This window comes from Polaromonas sp. CF318 (assembly GCF_000282655.1).
In the GTDB taxonomy this organism is placed as follows: Bacteria; Pseudomonadota; Gammaproteobacteria; order Burkholderiales; family Burkholderiaceae_C; genus Polaromonas.
The window spans coordinates 1-2,108 of sequence record NZ_AKIV01000070.1 but is presented as its reverse complement, the minus strand read 5'-3'; the positions used below and the strand labels follow the sequence as shown (position 1 = coordinate 2,108).

General features: G+C 59.4%; 1 protein-coding gene. It reads left to right on the top strand.

The window, feature by feature from the left end; all coding sequences use genetic code 11:
- On the top strand, window positions 1-2,108 hold a 2,108-nt coding region (locus PMI15_RS13020; RefSeq protein WP_007869405.1), incomplete at both ends, for an FG-GAP-like repeat-containing protein.

Here is a 2,108-nt window from a genome sequence, read left to right as displayed (position 1 = left end):
CGAATACCGCACCGAGCTCGACAGCTTCAGCAAAATCGTCGCCTCGGGCACCGCCGGCAACGGCGTGGCCTCGTTCTCCGTGCAGACCAAAGCGGGCCTGACCATGGAATACGGTAACACGGCCGACTCGCGCATTGAAGCGCAGGGCAAGGCCACGGTGCGGGTCTGGGCCATCAACAAGATCAGCGACGTCAAGACCAACTTCATGACGTTCAGCTATACCGAAGACAACGCCAATGGCGATTTTTATCCGAGCCGAATTGACTATGCAGGCAATACCAACGCCGGAATAGCGCCTGCCAACTCGGTGCAGTTCACCGTCGAAACCCGCCCTGACGTAACGTCGGCCTACCGTGCCGGGTCGCTTGTCAAAAGTACGGTGAGGCTTGCCGGTGCCATCACCTATGCCGGGGGTACGCCCGTCATGAACTATCGGGTCGCCTACCTCGGTTCCGGTGCGGCCAAGTCGCGCGTCAGCAGCATTACAGAATGCCTGCCTGACGGAAGCTGCCGCAGTCCCATCAGCCTGAACTGGAAAGACGGTGGCACCAGCTACGTCTATACCTCTTCGCTGTACTACCAGTCCGGAAATTCATCCATCTATGCGGAAGGAAACAGGATCTGGTTTGTGGATGTCAATGGTGACGGGCTGGATGATCATGTTCTTCGCGACAGCGCCGGCGTCATCAATGTGGCCTTGTCCAACGGCAGCGAATTTGTCTATACGCCGTCCTTCAACTACCAGTCCGGGTCCGCAACGCTGTACGGGGAGGCCAACCGGTTCTGGTTTGCCGATGTCAATGGTGACGGGCTGGCTGACCTTGTCGTGAGGGACAGCTCCGGCATGATCAATGTTGCCTTGTCGACGGGCAGCAGCTTTGTTGCCGCGCCGAGCTTCAATTTCCAATCGGGCGCGTCGGTCGCCACCTATGCCGAGGCCAACAGAATCTGGTTTATCGATGTCAACGGTGATGGGCGAGCGGATCACGTGATAAGAGACAGCGCCGGCGTGATCAACGTCGCCTTGTCGACAGGCACCGGCTTTGTTGCCGCGCCCAGCTTCACCTACCAGTCCGGGTCCGCGGCGCTGTACGGGGAAGCCAACCGGTTCTGGTTTGCCGACGTCAATGGTGATGGGCTGGTCGACCTTGTGGTGAGAGATAGCGCCGGTGTGATCAATGTCGCCGTGTCGACGGGCGCCAGCTTTGTTGCCGCGCCCGGCTTCAACTACCAGTCGGGTGCATCGGTGCCTGCGTATACCGAGGCCAACCGGATCTGGTTTGTCGATATCAACGGTGATGGGCTGGCCGATCATGTGATGAGAGACAGCGCGGGCGTGATCAACGTCGCCTTGTCGATGGGGACCAGCTTTGTTGCCGCGCCTGGTTTTAACTTCCAGTCGGGAGCATCGGTCGCCACCTATGCCGAAGCCAACCGGATCTGGTTTGTCGATGTCAACGGCGATGGCCTGCCTGACCACGTGATCCGAGACAGCGCCGGCACCATCAATGTGGCGCTCTCAAGCGGCACCAGTTTTGTGCCTACGCCTTCATTCAGCTTCGGAGCGGGAGGTACATCGTCGATTTATTCGGAGCCGAACAGGATGTGGTTCGCCGACGTGAACGGCGATGGCTTGCCTGACCACATATTGAGGGACAGCGCGGGTGGGACCATGGTGCGGCTGTTCTCGCCGGCACGTGATGTCGCCGGCCACCTGCAATCCATTTCCAACAAGATAGTCACCAGCCTGACCTACAAGCCGTTGACAGACAAGACCGTCTACACCAAAGACATTTCCCCGAACGCCGCAGCCTACCCCAAGCTGGACCTGCAGTACGCGCAGTACGTGGTAAGCACAGTGGCCAGCAGCAACGGAATCGGCGGCACGGTGACCACGCAATACAACTACGGCGGCTTGAAAGCGGAGCAGGGCACCGGCCGAGGCATGCTGGGTTTCAGGTGGATGAAGTCCCAAAACCTGGCCAACAACATCGAAAGCTACACCGAGTTCAACCAGACCTGGCCCTTCACGGGAAGTGTGGCCAAGAGCGAAACCCGCCTGGCCGGTTCGGGTAACGCCGGCGTGCTCAAACGCACGACCAACAGCT